The 22,706-nt window shown below is 24.6% G+C and carries 20 protein-coding genes and 1 tRNA gene; 17 read left to right on the top strand and 4 right to left on the bottom strand.

The annotated features are described in order from the left end of the window. Positions 1-166: 166 nt before the first annotated feature. From tsf to arcA, 3 genes are all read right to left on the bottom strand, one after another. The gene (gene tsf / locus MCAN360_RS01895) at positions 167-1,045 is read right to left on the bottom strand and encodes a translation elongation factor Ts (RefSeq protein ID WP_045433937.1); all 879 of its coding nucleotides are present in this window, start codon (positions 1,043-1,045) and stop codon (positions 167-169) included. Positions 1,046-1,089: 44 nt separating this feature from the next. Beyond that, on the bottom strand, positions 1,090-1,944 hold the full coding sequence (gene rpsB / locus MCAN360_RS01890) for a 30S ribosomal protein S2 (RefSeq protein WP_045433936.1): 855 nt from the start codon (positions 1,942-1,944) through the stop codon (positions 1,090-1,092). Between the two features lie 1,084 nt (positions 1,945-3,028). After that, a complete protein-coding gene (arcA, locus tag MCAN360_RS01885) occupies positions 3,029-4,261 on the bottom strand; it encodes an arginine deiminase (RefSeq protein WP_045433934.1) in 1,233 nt (410 codons plus the stop codon). A 388-nt stretch (positions 4,262-4,649) separates the two neighbouring features. Between arcA and rpoE the strand changes: the two genes are divergently transcribed. The 8 genes from rpoE to pip all read left to right on the top strand — a co-directional run bounded on the left by rpoE (position 4,650) and on the right by pip (position 11,052). Beyond that, on the top strand, positions 4,650-4,916 hold the full coding sequence (gene rpoE / locus MCAN360_RS05530; protein WP_045433933.1) for a DNA-directed RNA polymerase subunit delta: 267 nt from the start codon (positions 4,650-4,652) through the stop codon (positions 4,914-4,916). A gap of 31 nt (positions 4,917-4,947) precedes the next feature. Continuing rightward, positions 4,948-5,790: a class II fructose-bisphosphate aldolase gene (locus MCAN360_RS01875; RefSeq protein WP_045433931.1), complete on the top strand. Its 843-nt coding sequence runs from the start codon at positions 4,948-4,950 to the stop codon at positions 5,788-5,790. A gap of 3 nt (positions 5,791-5,793) precedes the next feature. Then, complete coding sequence (locus tag MCAN360_RS05525) at positions 5,794-6,555, top strand: thermonuclease family protein (RefSeq protein ID WP_052461472.1); 762 nt, start codon at positions 5,794-5,796, stop codon at positions 6,553-6,555. Positions 6,556-6,630: 75 nt separating this feature from the next. After that, positions 6,631-6,724, top strand: a tRNA-Ser gene (locus MCAN360_RS01865). 397 nt (positions 6,725-7,121) lie between these two features. Next, positions 7,122-8,000: a DnaD domain protein gene (locus MCAN360_RS05520; protein WP_045433929.1), complete on the top strand. Its 879-nt coding sequence runs from the start codon at positions 7,122-7,124 to the stop codon at positions 7,998-8,000. 18 nt (positions 8,001-8,018) lie between these two features. After that, the gene (locus MCAN360_RS05515) at positions 8,019-8,930 is read left to right on the top strand and encodes a hypothetical protein (RefSeq protein ID WP_045433927.1); all 912 of its coding nucleotides are present in this window, start codon (positions 8,019-8,021) and stop codon (positions 8,928-8,930) included. A 102-nt stretch (positions 8,931-9,032) separates the two neighbouring features. Next, positions 9,033-10,097, top strand: a complete 1,065-nt coding sequence (locus MCAN360_RS01850; RefSeq protein ID WP_045433925.1) for a S66 family peptidase — start codon at positions 9,033-9,035, stop codon at positions 10,095-10,097. A 19-nt stretch (positions 10,098-10,116) separates the two neighbouring features. Further along, a complete protein-coding gene (pip, locus tag MCAN360_RS05510; RefSeq protein WP_045433922.1) occupies positions 10,117-11,052 on the top strand; it encodes a prolyl aminopeptidase in 936 nt (311 codons plus the stop codon). Between the two features lie 21 nt (positions 11,053-11,073). On the opposite strand, the gene MCAN360_RS01840 is transcribed toward pip, so the two are convergent. Further along, positions 11,074-11,973: a nucleotidyltransferase gene (locus MCAN360_RS01840; RefSeq protein ID WP_173402251.1), complete on the bottom strand. Its 900-nt coding sequence runs from the start codon at positions 11,971-11,973 to the stop codon at positions 11,074-11,076. A gap of 162 nt (positions 11,974-12,135) precedes the next feature. Between MCAN360_RS01840 and MCAN360_RS01835 the strand changes: the two genes are divergently transcribed. The 9 genes from MCAN360_RS01835 (at position 12,136) to MCAN360_RS05505 (ending at position 22,659) form a co-directional block, all read left to right on the top strand. Then, positions 12,136-14,292 (top strand): helix-hairpin-helix domain-containing protein, encoded by a 2,157-nt coding sequence (locus MCAN360_RS01835; RefSeq protein ID WP_045433920.1) that lies wholly within the window; start codon positions 12,136-12,138, stop codon positions 14,290-14,292. Between the two features lie 153 nt (positions 14,293-14,445). Beyond that, entirely contained in the window at positions 14,446-16,047 is a 1,602-nt protein-coding gene (nusA, locus tag MCAN360_RS01830; RefSeq protein WP_045433917.1) for a transcription termination factor NusA, read from the top strand. Further along, positions 16,034-16,330 (top strand): YlxR family protein, encoded by a 297-nt coding sequence (locus MCAN360_RS01825; RefSeq protein ID WP_045433915.1) that lies wholly within the window; start codon positions 16,034-16,036, stop codon positions 16,328-16,330. The genes nusA and MCAN360_RS01825 overlap by 14 nt, the downstream gene beginning before the upstream one ends. Next, positions 16,291-18,096, top strand: coding sequence for a translation initiation factor IF-2 (gene infB / locus MCAN360_RS01820; RefSeq protein ID WP_045433914.1), 1,806 nt, complete (start codon positions 16,291-16,293; stop codon positions 18,094-18,096). The genes MCAN360_RS01825 and infB overlap by 40 nt, the downstream gene beginning before the upstream one ends. Position 18,097: 1 nt before the next feature. Beyond that, positions 18,098-18,424 (top strand): 30S ribosome-binding factor RbfA, encoded by a 327-nt coding sequence (rbfA, locus tag MCAN360_RS01815; protein ID WP_045433912.1) that lies wholly within the window; start codon positions 18,098-18,100, stop codon positions 18,422-18,424. Between the two features lie 6 nt (positions 18,425-18,430). Beyond that, entirely contained in the window at positions 18,431-20,257 is a 1,827-nt protein-coding gene (mnmG, locus tag MCAN360_RS01810; protein WP_173402250.1) for a tRNA uridine-5-carboxymethylaminomethyl(34) synthesis enzyme MnmG, read from the top strand. A 5-nt stretch (positions 20,258-20,262) separates the two neighbouring features. Beyond that, a complete protein-coding gene (locus MCAN360_RS01805) occupies positions 20,263-20,694 on the top strand; it encodes a 23S rRNA (pseudouridine(1915)-N(3))-methyltransferase RlmH (protein ID WP_045433910.1) in 432 nt (143 codons plus the stop codon). 50 nt (positions 20,695-20,744) lie between these two features. Beyond that, positions 20,745-21,563, top strand: coding sequence for an HpyAIV family type II restriction enzyme (locus MCAN360_RS01800; RefSeq protein WP_045433908.1), 819 nt, complete (start codon positions 20,745-20,747; stop codon positions 21,561-21,563). A 10-nt stretch (positions 21,564-21,573) separates the two neighbouring features. After that, the gene (locus MCAN360_RS05505) at positions 21,574-22,659 is read left to right on the top strand and encodes a DNA-methyltransferase (RefSeq protein WP_045433905.1); all 1,086 of its coding nucleotides are present in this window, start codon (positions 21,574-21,576) and stop codon (positions 22,657-22,659) included. Positions 22,660-22,706 lie beyond the last annotated feature (47 nt).

The raw sequence follows: 22,706 nt of genomic DNA, 5'->3' as shown, positions 1-22,706 counted from the left end.
ACCCCAAACCCCTTTCAAAAGGAGCTTTCAAAATAAAATATAAATAATTTTAGAAAAAAATAATAAAATAAAAAAAAGCCAAGCAACTAGTGTTGCACTTGGATTTACTTTTTAGGAAAAAGCTAACACATTGCGGTGTTAACTTTTTTTGTATCGGTATTTAAGATTATTTTGCCATTTGTTCAGCAACTTCAGCAGCGAAATCGACTGTTTTCTTTTCAATTCCTTCGCCAACCTCAAATCTCTTAGCATCAATTAATACTAAATTTGAATCTACTAAATATTGTCCAACTGTTTTTGAATCATCCATAACGAATGGTTGATATAATAAAACGCCTCTTTCATTTAGTTCTTTTTTTAACAATCCTGCTTTGATTGATTGTTGAATTTTTTCAGGTTTGTTAGCTAATGCAGGATTTGCATCTAATTTTTCATGAATTGATTTTAATTCTTCCGATCCTAAGCATTCTTCAAATAAATGAGATGGATTTAAAGCAGTAATATGCATTGATACATTTCTTAAAGCTTCCTGATTTTTACCTTCAGCCACAACAATTGTTGCTACTCTATTATTTGCATGTGTATAGCCACTTACAACTTGATTTTCATTAGCTTTAAATTTTAATGCTCTTCTTAATGAAATCTTTTCACCAATTTTAGCAGTTAATAAACTTGTATGATCTTCAATTGAAACACCATCAATTTTAATAGCTAATAATTCTTCATTTGTTTCAAAGTTATTTAAAAATAATGCTTCACCAATTTTATTTGCAAGTTCAATAAATAATTCATTTTTTGACACAAAATCTGTTTCTGAATTAAGTTCAAAAATTACAGCTTCATTATCTTTAACAATTGCTTTAACAATACCTTCAGCAGCAATTCTTCCGGCTTTTTTAGCAGCTTTTAAAATACCTTTTTCTTGTAATCAATCGATTGATTTTTCAACATCGTTATCATTTGCTTCTAAAGCATTTTTAACATCTAAGAATCCTAGATTTGTTCTTTCTCTTAATTCTTTAATTTTCTTTAAATCAACTGACATTTTTTCCTCTTTTATTTTTTATTATATTATTTGTTTTCTTGTGATTATTCAGATTTTTTTTCATCTGAAGCTGGTTTGTTAAATCTTTTTTCTTTATTTTCTGAAGTTCTTGGGTCTTCTGGAAGAATAATTTCTTCGTTGTTTTTATAAGCAAATAATTGTGCTTCTCCTCTTGCTGAAGCAATAGCGTCTGCTAAGATTGTGATTATTAATGTTAATGATTTAGCTGAATCATCATTTGCTGGGATTACAAAGTCTACTAAATCAGGATTTGAATTTGTATCATGGATAGCAAAAACTTTTAAACCTTTTCTTTTAGCTTCTCTAATTGCTATTTCATCTTCTATTGGTGAAGCAACAATCATAACTTGTGGCATTTGAGCTTTACCAGCTAATTTTCTAATTCCACCAAGGTTTTTTTGTAATTTAGCAATTTTTTTGTCATTTAAAAGTCCTTCTTTTTTGGTATATCCCTTATAACCATTTTTTTGAAGTTCTTCTAATCTTTCTAATTCTCTAACGCTTTTAAAAATTGTTTGTGAGTTTGTTAATGTTCCACCTAATCAACGTTCTGAAACATAAACAGAATTTGTTCTTGCTGCTGCTTGTTCAATAGCGGACTTAGCTTGTTTTTTAGTTCCAACTCAAATAAATGAAATTGGTTTTTGTGCCATTTTATTTAATAATTTGTAAGCATATTCTAATGTTTTTTGAGTTTTTGCAATATCGATAATATGAATACCCGATCTTTTTCCGTAAATGTATTGTTTCATTTTTGGATTTCAACGACTTACTCTATGACCAAAATATGTTCCTGCTTCTAATAGTTTTTCTCTTGAAACAATAACTGGTTCTGGCGAAACTTGTTTTGTTTCTTGTGTTGTTTTTAATTCTGACATTTTTTTCCTTTTAAATTTTATTTGTTTTTTCTTCCTATTGCTTCTAACAATTAACACCATTTTAAAATTGGCACTAGCAATTGAATTCACAATAGTGTTTGATAAATTATTAAAACTAAGATAATTTACCTAAACTTTTAATACATTAAATATATAAAAGTACTTATTTATTGTAACATAAAATAAATATTTTGTAAAATCAATTTAATAATAAAATAGTATCGTGCCATATAAATAAACATTTTATCATAGCAAAATGTTAAACCCTAATTAAGGTTTTTATAGCAATGTAATACAATCTGAAATTTAAAAATAAGATAAAAAAGTAAAATTTTTTATTTTTTTATACTAACACTAAAGATTAAACCAGGTAATTTGATAACTTAATAGTTTATTATAGTCATAAAAATATTTTTTATTTTCTTAATTCATATAAATTTAAAATATTAAGGTTATTGTTTACTAAAAAGCATGAGTACGCGTAAGTATAATTTTACTACCTATTAGAACTACAATATTTATGATTCATAATAACTAAATACCAAGACGTGTTATAACAATTACCAATCCTTTACTGGCAGATTTTTTAGCTTTAGAAATAACAATTAAACCAAAATTATACCTAAAACTTTAATACCTAATAAACTGAAAATTGTAAATATATTTAATTTCAATCCTTAAAAAGGGCAAAATATTACATTGGTTCAAGTTTAATTTAAAGCAATATTAATTGGTTGTTGTTGTTGGTGGTGTTGGTGTTGGTGTTCTAATTGTTTTGTTTTTTATTTACCTTTAATTTTGTCTACAACCTGAACACGCTTCTAGTTTTTTATCTTCATTTTTTTTACTAAATTCACTAAAAAATTTCATTTTTTCTTTAACTTTTCTTTTTTTGTTGTTATCCATCGTTATATAAAAAATAGAAAAAGTATCAAAAAATTGCTAAAAACAACAAATATTTCTTATTTTTAGCTTATTAAATTAACTTTATTTTTAAAATAGTTAAATAAAAAAATCCCCCAATAAAAATATATTAGGGGATTTTTAATATATAAAATTTAATTAATTTTATAAATAGTAATTACTATCACTTAACATCTTTACGTGATAAAGGCATTGACATACAACGTGCATTACCCATACCAAGTGATAATTGGTTTCCGTGGAATGGTAAAACTTTAATTCCTGCAGCTTCTAAAGCAGCATTTGTTTTTTCATTACGTGAATAACCAATAACAACACCTGGTCTAATTGCTAGATAATTTGTTCCATCAAAGTGTGTTTCTCTTTCGATTTCCATTTGTGAAGCACCTTCTCCAGCAATAGGAATTAAAATAGGTTTTTTGTTAATGATTGATTCTAATAAACCTTCTAAAGGTAATCCATTTTCAACAGGTTGTGGTTCGCTACCACCATTTACTAAATCGTAATCTCAGAATTTAAATACGTCATTAGCAATTGGTGAATATAAGAATTTATCTTTATCTAACATTGTTAGTCATGTATCTAAGTGCATTAAATTTGTTCATTTTGGAACATTAATTGCAACAATACGTTTAAATTCACATTCTTTGTTAGCAACAATATTTTTAGCCAATAAAGTAACTGTTTGTAAATCAGTTCTTTCTGAAACACCAACTACTAATGTATCGTTATTGTAAACGAATACGTCTCCACCTTCGATTGATAATTTTAGTGATGGATCGTAGTATCATGGAGTATTAACTAGTTTTGGGTGATTTGAAAATACAAATCTTGAGAATAATGTTTCACGTTGTCTAACTTTGTAACGCATGTAGTGAATTGTAACACCATTACCAACTGAAGCAAATGGGTCACGTGTAAAGTATAAGTTAGGCATTGGGTCAACAATTAATTCATGATCAGCTTCAATACCTAAATCATATTTAGTAATACCTGCCATCATCATTTCAATTAATTTTCTTGTTGGTTGAATACCTTTTAAATATTTTCTAACAATTGCTTTATGTTCTTCAGATAAAACTGGTTCTGAATCTTCTAAGAATTCTTCAATTAGTTTGTCTTTAGCTTCTTGTGATGCTAGGTCGTATGTTTCTGCAACTAAATCTGTTAGTTCAACAACATTAATATCATTTGCTTTTAATTCTGATACGAATTGTTTATGTTCTTTTCTTGCATCATGGCTTTCTAAAATAGCTGAGAATAATAATTCATCCAACCTTGCTGGTGTTATATAGTCAATTTCACGTCCAGGTTCATGAACTAGAACTGATTCTAATTCACCAATTTCCGAATAAACGTGAATTCCTTTGAATTTACTGTCAAATACAGACATTGTTTTCCTTTCTATAAATGATGTTATTTATATGTATAAATTAAAAGCATTAAAATTTTATTTTATTTAAAATAATGCTAGTTTATACAAAAAAATTATACAACATTTTTAATATTTCTATTTTTTGAACCTATTTTCAAATAAAAAAATATTATTTTTTAAATGCATGAATTAATTTCAAATAATAAATTCAAACGTATTTTAAACTAAATATAGATAAAGTAAAATAAAATATTTTTTAGTTTCCAAAATTTAAAACTATAAATTCTTTAATTTTTCACATTTTGATAATTTAATAACCTAAAGAAAATAAAATTATAATATATAATTAATTTATTATTTTTTTCAAATTATATCGCTTTGCTTAAGAACAACAGGAGGAGTTTAAATGAATCAAAACGAATATAAAACCTTATTAGATGTTGCTGAAGAAAATTTAAAAAATAATCAAAATCTAGATTTTTCGGAACTTTTTAATTCAATAAAAGAAATTTTATTTGAAAGATGAAGAAGCGAAACTAGTGAAACAGTTTCGGATGAAGAAATTTTAATAAGAAAACGTGGAGAACTATACCGTTTATTAACAATTGATGGTAAATTTTTCCGTAATGTTGATGGAAGTTGAACAACAATTAGACCAGATTTTAAAAACTAGTTTTTTTAGTTAACTAGTTTTTTATTTAATTATGTTAGTTAACGCTAAAGAAATTATAAAAAAAGCTTATAAAAATAAAGAAGTTCTTATTCATATCAACATAAATAATTTAGAATGAACTAAAAATGTATTATTAGCAGCCAACTTCTTAAAAAAACCGATCATTTTAGGAGTAAGTCCGTCTGCTTCAAATTATTTTGGAGGATATAAGGTTGTTTATAATATTGTAACTTCCTTAATAGATGAATTAAAAATTGAAATACCAGTTGTTTTACATTTAGATCACGGAAATTATGAAGATTGTTTAAAAGCTATTGAAGCTAATTTTACTTCTATTATGTTCGATGGGAGCAAACTACCATTTATCCAAAATTTAAATTTATCAAAAAAAATTCAAAAAATTTGTTCGATAAAAAATATCTCACTTGAATGTGAAATTGGGAGAATCGGCGGATCTGAGGATGGTGTTTTTTCTAATATTATGTATACAAAATTAGAAGAAGCAATAGCATTTAAAAATATTAATGTTGATATGTTAGCTGTTGGCATAGGAAACATACATGGCGAATATCCAAAAAATTGAGATGGAATAAATTTTGATTTACTAAAGGAAATTAATAACAATCTAAAAATTCCGCTTGTTTTACACGGTGGGTCAGGTATTTCTGAAGAAGACATAAAAAAATGCATCAAATTAGGAATTAGTAAAATTAATTTTAATACTGAAATTCAGATAGCTAACGCTAAAGCTTTAAGTGATTTTATAAAGAATAATGATGTAATGAAAAACAAAAATTACAACCCAAGAAAACTTTATTCTTTATCTAATGAAGCAATATTTAATAAAACAATAGAAATATTAAAAAAATATTAGAATATGAAAACAAAAAAAATTATTTTAAGTTTCACATTAACATCATTAATTCCTTTATCAACAATATGTTTAATTCAATGTGAAGAAAAAAACGACTTTCAAATTATTAATAAAAACGAAATTAATAATAAAACTAAAACAAATGATGAAATTTATTTATTAAATGAAGAAAATAAGATTATTATTAATAAAAAAGACTATTATATTTCCAATTTTTTTCAAGAACAAAAAGCAACAGAAGTAAAATTAGTTGTTGTTAATGATGGTGATACGGCTTTTTTAGAAAATATAAAAAACAATAATGAAAAATCAAAATTTAGATTTTTTGGAATTGACACACCTGAAACATCAAAAAAAATTAATAATATTTTTGAGCCCACAAATGGAATTCAATATAAATATGGAAAAATTGCAAAAAATTTTACTTCTGATAAATTAAAAAATGCAAAGAAAATTTGAGTTATTCCTCAAACAACAAAAAGCATTAAAAATAAAGAAAAAAATAAATATTTTTACGATAAATTTAATAGAATTGTAGCCATTATTATAGTGCTTAATAAGGATGGAAAATTTATTTGTTTAAATAAAGAATTAGTTATTAATGGATATAGTAAGGTTGCATATATTTCATTAGACAAAAAAAATCTTTTTTATAGCAATAATGATAATTTTTATCACTATATAAAAAATGCCGAAAAAGAAGCAAGAGAAAAAGAAATAGGAATTTGAAAAGAAGATTTACGCAATATTTATCCTAAAGATTAAAAAATAATATAAGAAATAGTTTTTCTTATTTTTTTATTTTAACAATTTTAGTGTATAATATTCATGCAAAAGTACGGGTAAGTACTCAAGTGGTCGAAGAGGCGGTCCTGCTAAGACTGTAGGGGTGTATAAAGCACCCGCGGAGGTTCAAATCCTCTCTTACCCGCCATTTTTTTTATTTCTTTTTTTAAAAAAACTTTTTTATAAAAAATTTCAATTCTTAATTTTTAATAAAAATTATTAATATAAGTAAAAATAAATATTAAATTTGTTTTCATCTTAAATTTTAAAGATTTTTTTATAAATTATTTTTTTAGTCTATTTATTAGGATTAAATATCAAATTTTATTAACAATTTAATGTAGAAAACTAGTTTTATTTTTAAAAAAAATCTTATTTCTAGAAGATAAACAAAAAAATAATTTGTTTATAAAATATATTAAATTTTACAATTTTTTTGATTATAAAAAAATTTGAGACTTATTGTTGAATTAGTCTCATAAAATTATTTCCAAGACGCAAAAATTCATTTTTACAATTATATATTTTTAAAAAAAGGAGGATAAATGAAATATCTAAATTTTTATATTGATAATCCTTATGATATCAGTTCAAAAGATTTAATAAATTTAAGAAAACTTTATTCTCCAATTATTGGTAGTTTAGGTATTGCTTTTTATCATCATTTATATGATTTACATAATACAAATAAAATTAAAAAACATGATTTATTAGAAACCTCTGAATTTTTAGTATTGGATGAAGAACAAATTAATAAAACAAAAGAAATTTTAGAAGGAATAGGATTATTAAAAACTTTTCAAGATAAAAATGGAAATTTAATTTTTAAATTAATTAAACCTTTAAATGCTAATGAAATTTCAAATAATATTCTTGTTTCTTCTATTTTAAAATCTAAATTAGGTGAAAATAAATTTAATGATTTAATTAATGAAAATGCGATTTATTCTTATGATGAAAACAACATAAATGATGTATCTAAAAACTTTTTTGATGTTTTTGGCAAATCAATAAAAATAGAAACCAAAAATGATGATTTTGATTTTACAATTATTAATGAAGATGAGCTATTAAATAATTTAAGCCCTGAAAAATATATTCATCATTTTACAAAAAGAGAATTAAGCCCTACTCAAATTTTTATGTTAAAAAAAATTAAACAATTAAATTTTGATAATAAAGCTATAAATTTATTTATTCAATATTCTATTTCAATAAATAATTCAATTGTATGTAATTATATTGAAAAAATTGCAAACGATTTTGCAAAAAGAAATTTATTTGAAGCCAATCTAATAGATATTGAACTAAGCCAAGCGATAAATGTTAAAAGAAACTCATGCAATATTAAAAATAACTGAATAGATAAAAAAATAAATAATTTTAATAACAATATTGATGATCCTCTAAATTGAGATGATTAATAAAAAAGTAGGTAAAAAATGGATAAAAAAATTTTGGATTTTGTTTTCACTAATAACCTTGAAATTAATGCTAATAAATTAAAAGAAGAAGTTTTATCAAAAGATTTTATTCAAGATGAAATTAAAAGATTAAACTTAAATGATTATCAAATTCAAAAAGGCATGGGTATTTTACAAAGATACCATGATTTTATTGTTACAAATAACACAAAACCAAATTATGAATTATATGTCGATATTTATGGTTTTTTATCTGAAGATTTTTCTAAAAATCAAGAATTTCAAAAATATAAAGTGCTTGATAATTTTTGATTAACAGCAATTACAGAACTCGATCCTAATATTCAGGAATATTTTGAGACAGAAAAAAATACTTCGGTTTTTTCAAATTTAAAAAAAACAATAAAAAATTACTTAAACCAAATGATTTCAACACCTGAAAATGAAACAAATAAAGAAATTTTAACAAATATTTTTTCAAAAGGTGCCTTCAATTCAAACATATGATTTTGAGGTTCACAAAGTTCAATAATTAATGATATTTTAAAATATATTTGTATTTTAAATGGGATAAAACTAAACAAGACTGTTGCATATTTAAATGCTAATGATTTATATAATTACCTAAATATTAATAAAGATGAAAAATCATCAATTATGACATATTTAAATAAAGTTCAAATTTTAGTAATTTCAAATCTAACTTTAGGTTATAAAGCTGAATGATTTTTCGATTTTTTAATTAACATTATTAGCAATCGAAATCATAAAAAAAATCCAACATTGATTTCTTCAACTCGTGATATCTTATCTTCTAAAACTAGATTATTACATACCTATTCATACAGTAAAGATACAAATGAAAATGATTTAGAAATTCATTTTAAAGATCTAATATCATCTTTATTTAAAAAAATAACAATCAAATAAAAAAATTTAATATTTTTTGTTTTAAGGATTAAATTTATTAGGTTCTTTTCTTTTTTAAAATTAGTATAATTTTTACAAAATCATAAAATGAAGGGAATAAATATGAAAAAAGTTAAAAAATTAAAAGAAGGAGATACTGTAACAATTGTTAGTTTATCATCTGGACTTTTAGGAGAAAAATATTGCAGGCATTCTTTAGAAATTGGATTAAAAAGATTAAATGATATGGGTTTGCGAACTAAATTTTCACCAAATGCTCTAAAAGGAATTGAATTTATTAAAAATAATCCACAAGAAAGAGCTAATGATCTTATTTGAGCTTTCAAGGATGAAGATACTTCAATGATATTAAGTGCAATAGGCGGCTTTGATACTTATAAAACTATTCCTTATATACTTGAAAATAAAGAATATTTATCAATAATTAAAAATACAAACAAAATTTTTTTAGGATATTCAGACAGTACAATAAATCATTTAATGTTTAATATGTTAGGAATTTCTAGTTTTTATGGACAATCTTTTTTACCAGATATTGCAGAACTCGATTCATCAATGCTTGAATACTCAAAAAAGGCATTTTTAAGCCTTTTTAAAGAAGGTAAAATTGTATATAAACCAAGTAAATTTTGATATGAAGAAAGAAACTCTTTTGGAGCTGATCAAATTAATATTCCTAGATTAGCTCATAAAGAAAAATATGGCTATTTATCAATTCAAGGAAAAAATAAATTTTCAGGAATTTTAATTGGCGGTTGTCTAGAAAGTATATCTGAATTATTTATTAATGAAGATGAAATAAAAATTAATCAAAAATATAATTTATTTACTGAAAAAACAGATTTTAAAAACAAAATTTTATTACTTGAAACATCCGAACTTAAAAGTTATGCTAAAGAAATTAAAGAAATGCTACAAAAAATATCAGAAACTGGCTGTTTTAATCAATTAACAGGAGTTATTATTGGTAAGCCTCAAAATGAAACTTTTTTCTTTGAATACAAGAATTTATTTACTAAATTTTTTTCACAATTTCCAAATTTATCTGTTGTTTATAATATCAATATCGGACATGCTTATCCTAAAATGATTTTGCAATTACTAAGCAAAATTGAAATTGATATCGAAAATCAAACAATTACAAATTTCAAAAATCAATTTAATTAATTAATAAGAGGAGTAAACTATGTTTGAACCAATTCAACCTTATAAAATAGGTTATTTAAAAGTAAGTGATATTCATGAAATTTATTATGAAGAAGTTGGTAATCCGAATGGAGAACCAATTTTGTTCATCCACGGAGGTCCAGGGGGAGGAATTTCAGAATCAAGCCGACAATATTTTGATCCCAAATATTACCGTATTATTTTATTTGACCAAAGAGGATGCGGTAAGTCAATCCCGTCAGCAGAAATAAAAGAAAATACAACACTAGATTTAGTTAATGATATAGAAAAATTAAGAAAACATATAGGTATTGAAAAATGAATTCTTTTCGGAGGATCATGAGGTTCAACGTTAAGCTTAATTTATGCTATTAATTTTCCAAAAAGTGTTAAGGGAATGATTTTAAGAGGAATTTTTTTAGGTAGATCTGAAGATGATGAATATTTATATCAAAAAGGTGCTTCATTTTATTTTCCAGAAGCATATGAAGAGTTTTCTTCATTTGTTAAAGAAAACGAAAGAAATGACTTAATTAAGGCATATAACAAATATTTAAATAGTAAAGATTTAAATATCGCTTATAAGGCAGCTTATCATTGAGCTAAATGAGAATTAGGTCTAATAACAATGCACCCTATTGCAGAAATAGAAGAAGTTTTATCAAACAACAAATCAAATTTAGAGCTTGCAAGATTAGAAAATCACTATTTTATTAATCATATTTTTTTAGAAGATAACTATATTCTAAATAACATTGAAAAAATTAAAAATATTCCAACAATTATTATTCATGGGCGTTATGATATGGATTGTCGCCCTGAATGTGCTTATTTATTGCACAAAAAATTAAATAATTCAGAATTAAACTTTGTAATTGCAGGTCATTCATCAAAAGAAGATGAAATTGCAAAAGCATTAATTAATGCTACAGAAAAATTTAAGAATTTAAAATAAGGTAAGCAAAAAATGCAAACCTTATTTTTTATATTTCTTTTTCAATACATATAAATATACTCTTTTTATTCTTGAAGAAGTATATCTTTTTGAAGTACATAACTGTATAAACTCATCGTATGATTTAGCTTCAATATTTTTTTTAAATAAATTTTCCATCCCCTCAGACATCAATGCTATTTTTGAAAGTTTAGTTGTAGACATTTTTTTCACTATTTTTTTAAATTTTAAATATGTGTTTTCTATTTTTTTAAATTTCTTTATTTTAAGAGGAGAAAATAAAGAAATATCCTTATTTTCTTTAATCATTGAACGCAATTTTGTACCCGAAGCATAAACGCCATTAGTTTCAGTGTTACTATGAGCAATTGATCTTTTAATACAATCTAATTTAATGTTTAAATTATTATTAATAATGTATTTTGTATATTCAAAACCTAAAATATCTTGTGGTATATTTTCTTCAGAAATAAAATCCTTCAATGCTTCATAACATGAGTAAATAAATGATCTACCTTGTTTTAAAAAATACTTAACTTTTTGATTATATAAATCAATATTTTTACTGATTGTTTTTGTAGCATTTATATATTTATTAATATCATCTGTGTCAGTTGTACCAAAAAAAAGCAAATCTATTTTTAATTTCTTTAATTTTTCTATTGAACCTTTTGCAAAAATGTGAGCAGCTTGAGTTGAAGTTTCAAAATCTAATTTAATAACCTTATTTACACCGAATTTTTTACATATTTTTTTACGCTTTGTAAATGGGACTAAAGCTATTTCTCCTCTTTGTGTGTAATTTGATGAAAGTGCAACAATTATTTTTGAATTAGGATATTTCTCTTTAATTTTATTAAGTAAAAAAATGTGCCCATTATGAAATGGATTAAATTCAGCTATTAAACCTATTTTTAACATTGACAAAAATCCTTATTTAAAACATATATTATTTATAATTTTATTAATATAAATTATAAAGAGCATTTAATAAAAAAAATGCGAAAAATTAAAGAAAAAATATTTAATTTATAATTTAAAATACTAAATATAAGATTATTGGGTAAATGGAGAAATAGTAAAATGGATTTATCAATTAAAAATGTTGCCAGAAAAATGAATATTAGCGAGCAACAAGTAACAAACACTCTTAATTTATTAAAAGATGGTGCAACAATACCATTTATATCACGTTATAAAAAAGAAGTAACTGGCGGATTAGATGAAGAACAAGTAGCAAAAATAGGTGAATTGTATGAATACGATGCTGAACTTTTAAAAAGAAAAGAATATATTAAAAAAATTCTTGAAGAAAAGAAACTTTTAGACAATGAAATTAACAGAAAAATTGATTTAGCTCAAACAAAAGCTGAAGTTGAAAATATTTATGAACCATTTAAAATTGGTAAAAAAACAAAAGCCACTGAGGCTTTAGCTTTAGGATTGGGCGTTTTAGCAGATTTAATAATGACTAACAAAGACGAAAATTTTAATGTCTACAAAGAAGCTAAAAAATTTATTAACGACGATACTTTAAAAACAACTGATGAAGTTATAAACCAAACTAAATTTATTATCGCCCAAAATATTTCGCAAGATATTTCAGTTCGTGAATTTGTTAAAAATCAATTAATAGCTTTTGGAACGATAGTAACAAAGAAAAAAAGCAATATTGAAGACGAAAAACAAACATTTAAACAATATTATGAATTTAATGATAAGGTTAAAAATATTCCTAATCACCGAATTTTAGCTATATCGCGCGGAGAAGAAAAAAAGATTTTATCTTATACCATAGAGTTTAATAAAAAACCAATATTTTACTATTTAAACAACAAATTTTTTATAAATAAAAGAACTGCAAAAATTACAAATGAAGCAATAATAGATGCTCTAGAACGTTTGATATTTCCTTCAATAATAAGAGAAATTAAAAATGATTTATTTGAAAGAGCCGAAAAAGAAGCTATTGAAGTTTTTGCTCAAAATTTAGAAGATTTATTACTTTCACCTGCTACAAAAAATAAAAATATTTTATCAATTGATCCTGGATACACAAATGGTTGCAAATGTGCAATGTTAGATAAAAATGGAAATTATTTAGAAGGATTTATTATTTATCCACATACAAATTCAAATGAAAAATTCCTTGATTCAGTTAAAAAAATGCATGAAATACTAAATAAATATAATGTTGATTTAATTGTGATTGGTAATGGTACAGCAAGTCGAGAAACTGAAGAATTTATTGATAAATTTTTATCAAAAAGAAGAGAAAAAAATCTAAATTTAGAAACAAAATTTGCTATTGTGAGTGAAGTTGGTGCTTCAGTTTATTCAGCTTCGAAAATAGCTCAAGAAGAATTTCCTGATTTAGAATTAGAATTTAGATCTGCTATTAATATTGGAAGAAAATTTCAAGATCCTTTAAATGAGTTAATAAAAATTGATCCAAAATCATTAGGTGTAGGTCAATATCAACATGATATCAATCAAAAACAACTAGCAAATAAATTAGCTTTTAAGGTTGATAAGGTTGTTAATCAAGTTGGCGTTGATTTAAATACTGCAACTAAATTTATTTTAGAATATGTGTCCGGGTTATCAAAAACTATTGCCCAAAATATTGTTGATTATCGTAATGAAAATGGATTATTTAAATCTAGATTAGAATTAAAAAAAGTAAAAGGTTTAGGTTCTAAAGCATATGAACAATCTGTTGGTTTTTTAAGAATATATGATTCTGAAAATTTTTATGATCAAACAAACATTCATCCCGATTTATATCAAATAGCTAACAAGATAGTCAAGTTTTTAGATATTGATATTTACAATATAGATAAGAAAAAACTTCAAGAAATTAATAAAGAAAAACTAAGTAATGATTTGTCATTAAGTAAATATGATGTTGATTTAATTATTGATTCACTTATTTCACCAGGTAAAGACATTAGAGAAGATAAACCTGGTTTTATTGTAAATAGTAAAATTATTAAACTTGAAGATATAAAAGTTGGTGAAGAAATTATAGGACAAGTTCAAAATATAACGAATTTTGGCTTATTTGCCTATATTGGTTTAAAAGAAAATGTCTTAATTCACATAAAAAATATGAAAAAATCAGAAAATCAATACGTTAATCACCCAAGTGAATTAGTTTCAATAGGCGAAAATATAAATATTAAAATTATCGATATAGATTATGAAAACCGAAAAATTCAAGGAAAAATTATTTGATAATTTTAAAATTTTATAAAAAAAATACAAATTTAGTTTTTTAGGTAATAAAAAAATAAAATGTATTAAAATTTATTTATACTATTTTTAATTAAGATTAAAAAGGGTTGGCTAATGCCGATCCTTTTTCTAATAAATAACAAAAAAGGAGTAAATATGAGCCTCAAAGGTGGAGTTTCTGAATTAAAAGCAAAAGAAATTTTTAATGCTATTTACAATGTATCACAAATAAAAAGATTAGATGAAGATATAGTCATTAAACTTTTTAAGTCAGCTGTTGAACAAGTAATTCTTGGTCAATATGACCCCGATGCAGAATTAGAGTTTATTATTGATAAAGAAAATAAGTTTTTTAAAGTTATTAACCATAGCAAAATTGTAACTTCTGAACCTAAAACAGATGAAGAAAAAGATGATTTTTGTCCATGCATTGAAATAACAGTTGATGATGCTAAAAAAATTAATGAAAATTTCGAAGAGGGTGACTTAATTTCAGACGAAATTGATTTTGAAAAATTTCATAAAAAAGATTATCAAAAAATTCTAAGCATTTTTAATCAACAAATTAGAGAATTAGAAAAGCAAATGACTTTTAATAAGTATATAAACTTAATTGGTACTGTTACTAAAGCAAAAATCACAAACATGACAAAAAGTGGGACACTAATGGAGTTTCATGATGGAACTGTTGCATATATGCCACCATCAACAACTAATCAAAGACTTTTATCAAATTTAAGACCTGGAGATTTAATTGATGTTTATATCGATGAAGTTAAACCTGAATCAAAAAATGCTCAAGTACTTGTATCATCAGTTGTATCAAAACTAATTAATAAATTATTTGAAAAAGAAATACCTGAAGTCGCTGCTGGGTATATTGAAATTGTTAAAGTAGTAAGAATTCCTGGCGAAAGAGCAAAAGTTGCAATTAGAAAAACCGAATTAGCTCCAGAATCATTAGAAGAAATCGGAACAATAGTTGGTAGAAATTCGGAAAGAATCGAAGCTATTTCAAGACAATTAAAAAATGAAAAAATTGATGTTGTTTTATATGATGAAGATAAGAAAAAATTTGTTATGAACGCTGTAAGTCCTTCAAGAGTTATTGATATTTTTGAAAAAGAAGATTCAGTTGAAAGCTTCAAAAGTTTTACAGTTATTGTCCCAAATGCTCAACACACTTTAGCAATTGGAAAAAAAGGCCAAAATGTTCGCTTAGCTTCTGAATTAACAAAAACAAGGCTTGATATAATTAGTCAATCTCAAGCTGATAAACAAGGTATACAATATACATTTGACAATGCAAATATAAGTGAAGAAGATGCAAAACTAAAATATGAAGGTCACAAACTTGAAATTAAATCATTCACTAAAAAACCAACAAAAAGATCATACCAACCAATTATTGAATCTTCATTTAATATTTCAGAATTCGATGAAGATTTAGCTGAATTAAGACAAAAGGCACAACAAACAGAAAGAACTTTTGAAAAACAACTTTATGAAACAAATATTGATGATGATTTAGAAAAAGCGTTATACGAAATTCAAAATGAATTAAATTATGAAGAAGATAACGACGCAGACATTTATTCAGAAGATATTAGAAAACAAGAAATTAAAGACAAAGAAAAAATTGAAGCTGATTATGAAAAGATTACTTCGACCAAAATGAAAGACTTTAAAAAAGATGATGATTTAAGTGCTGGGTTAGAGGATCTTGACTTGAGTGACTTAGATAATGAAGATTGATAAAAAATATTCTCGCAAATCTGTAGTTGATGGAAAAATATATCCAATATCTCAATTAATTAGATTTGCAAAAGTAGATAATAATTTTTATTTTGATCCAAACTTAGAACTTAAAGGTAGAGGTGCTTATTGCTTAAATAATTTGGAACAAATTAATACTTTTTTTAAAAAACATTTGTTAAATAAAGCTTTTAAACAAAATATTAATCAAGAAATACATACAAAATTAAGAAATGAGGTGGAAATATGGCTAAACAAAAGAACAACAAAAGAACTTCCAATGTAGAAAATATTAAAGAAAAAATGAATAATGTTGAAACAAAAGTTCAAGATGGTGTATTTATTTTTAGTGGTCCTTTAACAGTTGGAGATTTTAGTTCTAAAATAAATCAAACTGCAGCCAAGATTCTTACTTACTTTTTTAAAAAAGGAATAATGAAAACTATTAATACTTTTTTAAATGAAGAAGAAATCGCAGAACTTTGCTTAAATTATGATCTTGATTTTAGAAAAGAAGAAAATGTTGATGCTGAAAATTTATTTGAAAAATTAGAAATAATTAATGATCCTAATGATTTATTTAGTCGTCCTCCAATAGTGACTATTATGGGACATGTTGATCACGGTAAAACAACATTAATTGATCAAATTAGAAAAAGTAATATTTTAGCTTCAGAATTTGGAGGAATTACTCAACATACTGGGGCTTATCAGGTTGAATATAATGATAGAAAAATTACATTTTTAGACACGCCTGGACATGAAGCATTTACAGAAATGCGTTCAAGAGGAGCTAAAATTACTGATATTGTTATTATTGTTGTTGCTGCGGATGATGGTGTAAAACCACAAACCATTGAAGCTATAGATCATGCAAAAGCCGCTGGAGTTCCAATTATTATTTTTGTTAATAAAATCGATAAGCCTAATATTGATATTGAAAAAATTAAAAGTCAATTAAGTGAACATGATATTATTTGTGAAGAATGAGGCGGACAAAATCAATTTATTTATGGTTCAGCGATGCAAAACCAAAATATTGATCTTTTATTAGAAGCTATTTTTCTTCAAGCAGACTTGTTAGATTTAAAAGCAAATTTAAACCGTGATCCTTTTGGAACAATTATTGAATCTAAAATCGATAAAGGAAGAGGAATTGTTTCAACTATCATAGTTGAAAACGGAACCTTGCTTCCACGTGATTTTATTGTTGCTGGTGGACAATATGGTAATATAAGAAGTTTAATGTCTGTTGATGGTAAACCATTACAAAAAGTTTTACCAGGCACTCCTTGTGTTATTACTGGACTTAATAAAAATCCTCAATCTGGAGATAGATTTATAGTAATTAGTGATGAAAAATTTGCTAAAAAACTAGCTGAGGAAAAATCATACATTAATAAGCAAAAGGAATTATCCGAAAAAAATTCTTTTTCAATGCAAGATGGTCAAAAAACATTGAATATCATTATTAAAACAGACGTTCAAGGAACTGCTGAAGCAATCAAGCAAACTTTACTAAAATTAAAAACAAATGAAATTTCAGTAAATGTTATAAGAGCTACAGCGGGAGAATTAACAAAAGCAGATTTACTATTAGCTGAAGCATCAAATTCTAGAATTTATTTATTTAATATTAATGCTTCTAGTGAAATTAAAAAACTAGCTGAAGCAAAAAAAATTAAAGTAACTTCACATAATATTATTTATAAAATTGTTGAAGAATTGCAAGCTATTATGAACACATTAAAAGAACCAGTTTATGAAGAAAAACAAATTGGTTTAGCAAATGTCATTCAATTATTCTTTTACTCAAAAGTAGGTACAATAGCCGGATGTAAAATGATCGAAGGTCAAGCAAAAGAATTTTGTAAAGTAGAGGTTTTAAGAAAAGGTAAAAGCATTTTTAAGGGTACAATTAACTCACTAAAACGTGAAAAAAATGATGTTAAAAGTGTAGAAAAAGGCTTTGATTTTGGTACTCATATTAAAGATTTTGATAAAATAGAAGTAGATGATGAATTAAAATTTTATGAGGATGTATTAGTTTAATATGAACACAATTATGCATGAAAGAAAAACTCAACTATTATTAGAATTAATAGGAAATAGTTTTTTTGAATTAAAAGATTTTGATGTTACAAATATTGCAATAAATGAGGTAATTTTATCAAATGATGGTTCACACGCTAAAGTATTCATTACTTTATTTAAAGATAAAGAAAGATATTTTGAAAAATTAACCAGTATGACACCATTTATTCGTTCTGTCGTAGCAAAAAGTTGAAAATATAAAAAACTTCCAGAATTAGTATTTTTAATTGATACTGTAGAACCAGAAGCTGCAAGAATTGAAAAAATATTAAAGGAAATTAAATAATTTACAATGATAAAAAACCAGTATGATGCTATTGTAATTGGTGGTGGTCATGCCGGAATCGAAGCAACATTTGCACTTGCAAAAAGAAATTTAAAAGTAGCCTTAATAACCTTAAACAAAAATAAATTAGCAATGCTACCTTGCAATCCTTCAATAGGTGGTTCAGCAAAAGGTATAATAACCCGTGAAATTGATGCCCTGGGCGGAGTACAGGGCATTTTTGCTGATAAATCGATGATCCAAATTAAAATGTTAAATACATCAAAGGGTCCTGCTGTTTGATCTTTGAGAGCTCAAATTGATAAAGATAAATACTCTGAAATTATTTTTGAAGAAGTTGAAAAAAATAAAAATATAACTCTAATAGAAGATGAAGTTTCTGATTTAATTATTCAAAATCAAACTTGTTTAGGAGTTAAAACACTTTTAAATAATAATATTTATTCAAAAGTAACAATTATGACAACGGGAGTTTATATGAATTCTCGTATTTTAAGAGGAACTGATATTAAAAATGAGGGACCGGATGGATTAAAAAGAAGTTCTACTCTATCTTTGAATTTAGAAAAATATGGGTTTGAAATTCAAAGATTAAAAACTGGGACACCATGTCGTGTTTATACAGATAGTATTGATTTTTCAAAAGTTGAAAAAGAAGTTCTTGATGAAACAGAACTTTGTTTTTCAACAAAAAGTAATATTAAATTAGATAAACAAACATCTTGTTTCTTAACTCATACAACAAAAAAAACAAAAGAAATAGTATTAAAAAATTTAGACAAAAGTTCACTTTATTCTGGAATTATTATTGGGGTTGGGCCAAGATATTGTCCAAGTATTGAAGATAAAATCGTTAGATTTCAAGATAAAGAAACTCATCATGTATTTTTTGAACCTGAGACCTCAAAGGGTGACATTATGTATATTAATGGGCTTTCAACATCAATGCCAATTGACGTACAAGATCAAATGATTAGATCGGTTCCAGGTTTAGAAAATTGCCATATTCAAAAATATGGTTATGCCATTGAATACGACGCAATTAACCCATTAAATTTGTTTAAATCATTAGAATCAAAAATTATTAAAAACTTTTTTTCAGCCGGACAACCTAATGGAACAAGTGGTTATGAAGAAGCTGCTGCACAAGGTTTGATTGCCGGAATAAATGCAGCTAATAAAATTGAAAACATGCCAGTATTAGAAATTAAAAGAAGTGATGCTTATATAGGTGTTTTAATCGATGATATTGTTACAAAAGGAACTACTGAACCATATCGTATGTTAACAAGTAGAGCAGAATATCGTTTGCTTTTAAGGAATGATAATGTTGACGAAAGACTTTCAAAATATGCGTATGAAAATAAAATGATTAATGAAGAAGAATATCAAAAAGTAGTTAACAAATATCAAGAAATTCAAAATAAAATCAAGGAACTAAAAAATATTTATGTTTCTTCAAAAAGCGAACTAGGAATTAAATACAATGTTATTAACGGGCAATCATATTTAAAATTATTATCTAATCCTGAAGTAAATCCAATTGACATTTTAGGAGAAAATTACCCTTATTTAAACGAAATAACTATTCAAGTTAGATTATTTGGTTACTTAAAAAAACAAGAAACTGCTGCTGAAAAAATGGTTAGATTAGAAAACTTAAAATTGCCTGAAGACATTGATTATTGTTTAGTTGATAATCTTGCTACCGAAGCAAGACAAAAACTAGAAAAAATAAGACCAACTACAATTGGTCAAGCAACACGAATAAGCGGAATTAATCCTGCAGATATTCAAATGCTAATGTTTTATTTAAATAACCGAAAAAAATAAAAATTATGAAAATTAATTTAATAGCTGTTGGATCATTAAATTCAGACAATAAAAAAATATATGATTCTTACATTAACAAAATAAGTTTTTTAGCAACAATAAACTTAATTGAAATTAAAGAAATCGTTAATGAAAATATTGAAATTAAAATCGCTAAAGAAACACAGGCAATTTTATCAAAAATACCTAAAAATTCAAAAGTGATTTATTTATCCTTACAAGGTAAACAAATGAGTAGTGAAGAGTTTTCTGATCTTTTTATAGAAGATAATCTAACGTTTATTGTTGGGGGTTCAAATGGCGTTGATGAAAGTAAATTTAATAACAAAATTTGCTTTTCTAAAATGACCTTCCCACACCAAATGTTTCGATTAATGTTAATCGAACAGATTTACAGAGGATTAGCAATTAAGAAAAATATTAAATATCACAAATAATAGTTTAAGTTAAAAAACTTAAACTTTTTTTATAAAATTAGAATGGTAAAATGATTATAGAATATAAAGAATTTTGTGATTTATTATTAAGTCACATCGAAGAAGGGCAGAATTTTTATATATCCCTTTTAGAAAATATTATTGCAAACCCAAAAAGATATATTGGATTTTTTAGATTATCAAACCCTAAAACAAAATTAATTCAAAATATAACTCAAAGTAGAGAAATAAAATTTGGTGATTTTTTAGAAAATTTAGTTGAAAAATATATTCAAAAAATAGGATATAAAATTTTAAATAAAAATATTAATTCAAATATAAATAATGAAAAATTAAAAATTGATTTGTTTTTTGAAGATAATAATTTTTTATACCTTATTGAAATGAAAGTAAGAGATGACCATGATAGTGCAAAAAAGAGGGGTCAATTTTTAAATTTTATTAATAAATTAACTGCAGTAAAACAAAAATACTTAAATAAAAAAATTAAAGCTGTTATGTGATTTGTTGATGATTTATTAACTAAAAATAAAAAATATTATAATCAAGAAATTTCTTCAGTAAAAATTAAAAATTGTCAAATTTTCCTATGCTATGGTAAAGAATTTTTGAATATGGTAAATAATGGTAAATTAATTTGAAATGAATTAATTTTATTATTAAAGAAATATAACGAAGAAAACATCAAAAATGATGTAAATATTCCTGATTTTGGGAATAGTAAACAAATATTAAATGCTCTTTTAAAGATTAAAAACTCTGCTTGAAAAAAGTTAAATTCAGATAATCAAATTTATAAAATGTTAAGAGAAGAATTTTTTAAAAATGGTAATAATTTGGAAGAAGCTAAAAAAATGCGAAATAAATAAGGTAGGATTTATGGAAATTAAAAATAAGATAATACAAGGCGATTGTATAGAAGTATTAAAAAATATTCCAAGTGAAAGTTTTGATTTTTGTTTCGCAGATCCACCTTATTTTATGCAAATAGATCCTAATAAAAAATTATTCAGAGTAGAAGGTAATGAATTTTTAGGATGCAATGATGAATGAGATAAATTTTTATCATTAGATGAATATAAAAAATGAACTATAAATTGATTAAAAGAAGTGCAAAGAGTTTTAAAAAGAAATGGAACAATTTGTGTAATTGCTGGAATGCAATCAGTTTATGAAATTGGAAATATTTTAAGAGAGTTGGGTTTTTGAGTTATTAATGATATTATTTGGCAAAAATCAAATCCGACACCTAATTTTAGTGGAACAAGATTAAATAATAGTCATGAAACATTAATTTGAGCACAAAAATCTAAGAAATCAAAATTTACTTTTAATTATAAAACTGGAAAATATTTAAATAATGGTAAGCAAATGGGTTCAGTTTGAACATTTCCTGTTTGTTCAGGAAATGAAAGAATTAAAACAAATGATAACAAAAAACTCCATACAACCCAAAAACCAGAAGCTCTTCTTTACAGAATTATTACCTTATTTACTAAAAAAGATGATTTAATTTTAGATCCTTTTGGCGGAACTATGACAACTGCTGTTGTTGCTAAAAAAGCCGGTAGAAATTTTACAATGATAGAACTTGATTCTGAATATATAAAATACGGACAAAAAAGAATAGATGAAACTAAAATTGAAATTGGTGATGTTGAAAATGCGGTTTTTGATAAAAAACCACTAAAAGTTTCAATCGCTGAAATGATAAAAGAAAATTATTTGCATATTAATGAAATCTTTTATCACAAAAATGGAAAAGAAGCAATTTTAATTAATAATAAGGGACATTTAAGATACAATGATTTAGAAGCATCAATGCATGAAATAGCAGGTAAAATTTTAAATATAGAAAGAAGATTAAATGCTTTTGATTATTTCTTTGTTAAAAGAAACAAAAAATTAATTTCAATTTCAGAAATTCGCGAAAATTATCGTGAAAAATTAAAACAATTAAAATAATAATAAAAGATATAGCGTTATTGTTTGTAGTAAATAAGAAACGCTAT

The organism is Metamycoplasma canadense (assembly GCF_000828855.1).
In the GTDB taxonomy this organism is placed as follows: Bacteria; Bacillota_I; Bacilli_A; order Mycoplasmatales; family Metamycoplasmataceae; genus Metamycoplasma; species Metamycoplasma canadense.
Note: the sequence above shows the minus strand (reverse complement) of the source record. Positions and strands in the feature narration are given on the sequence as shown.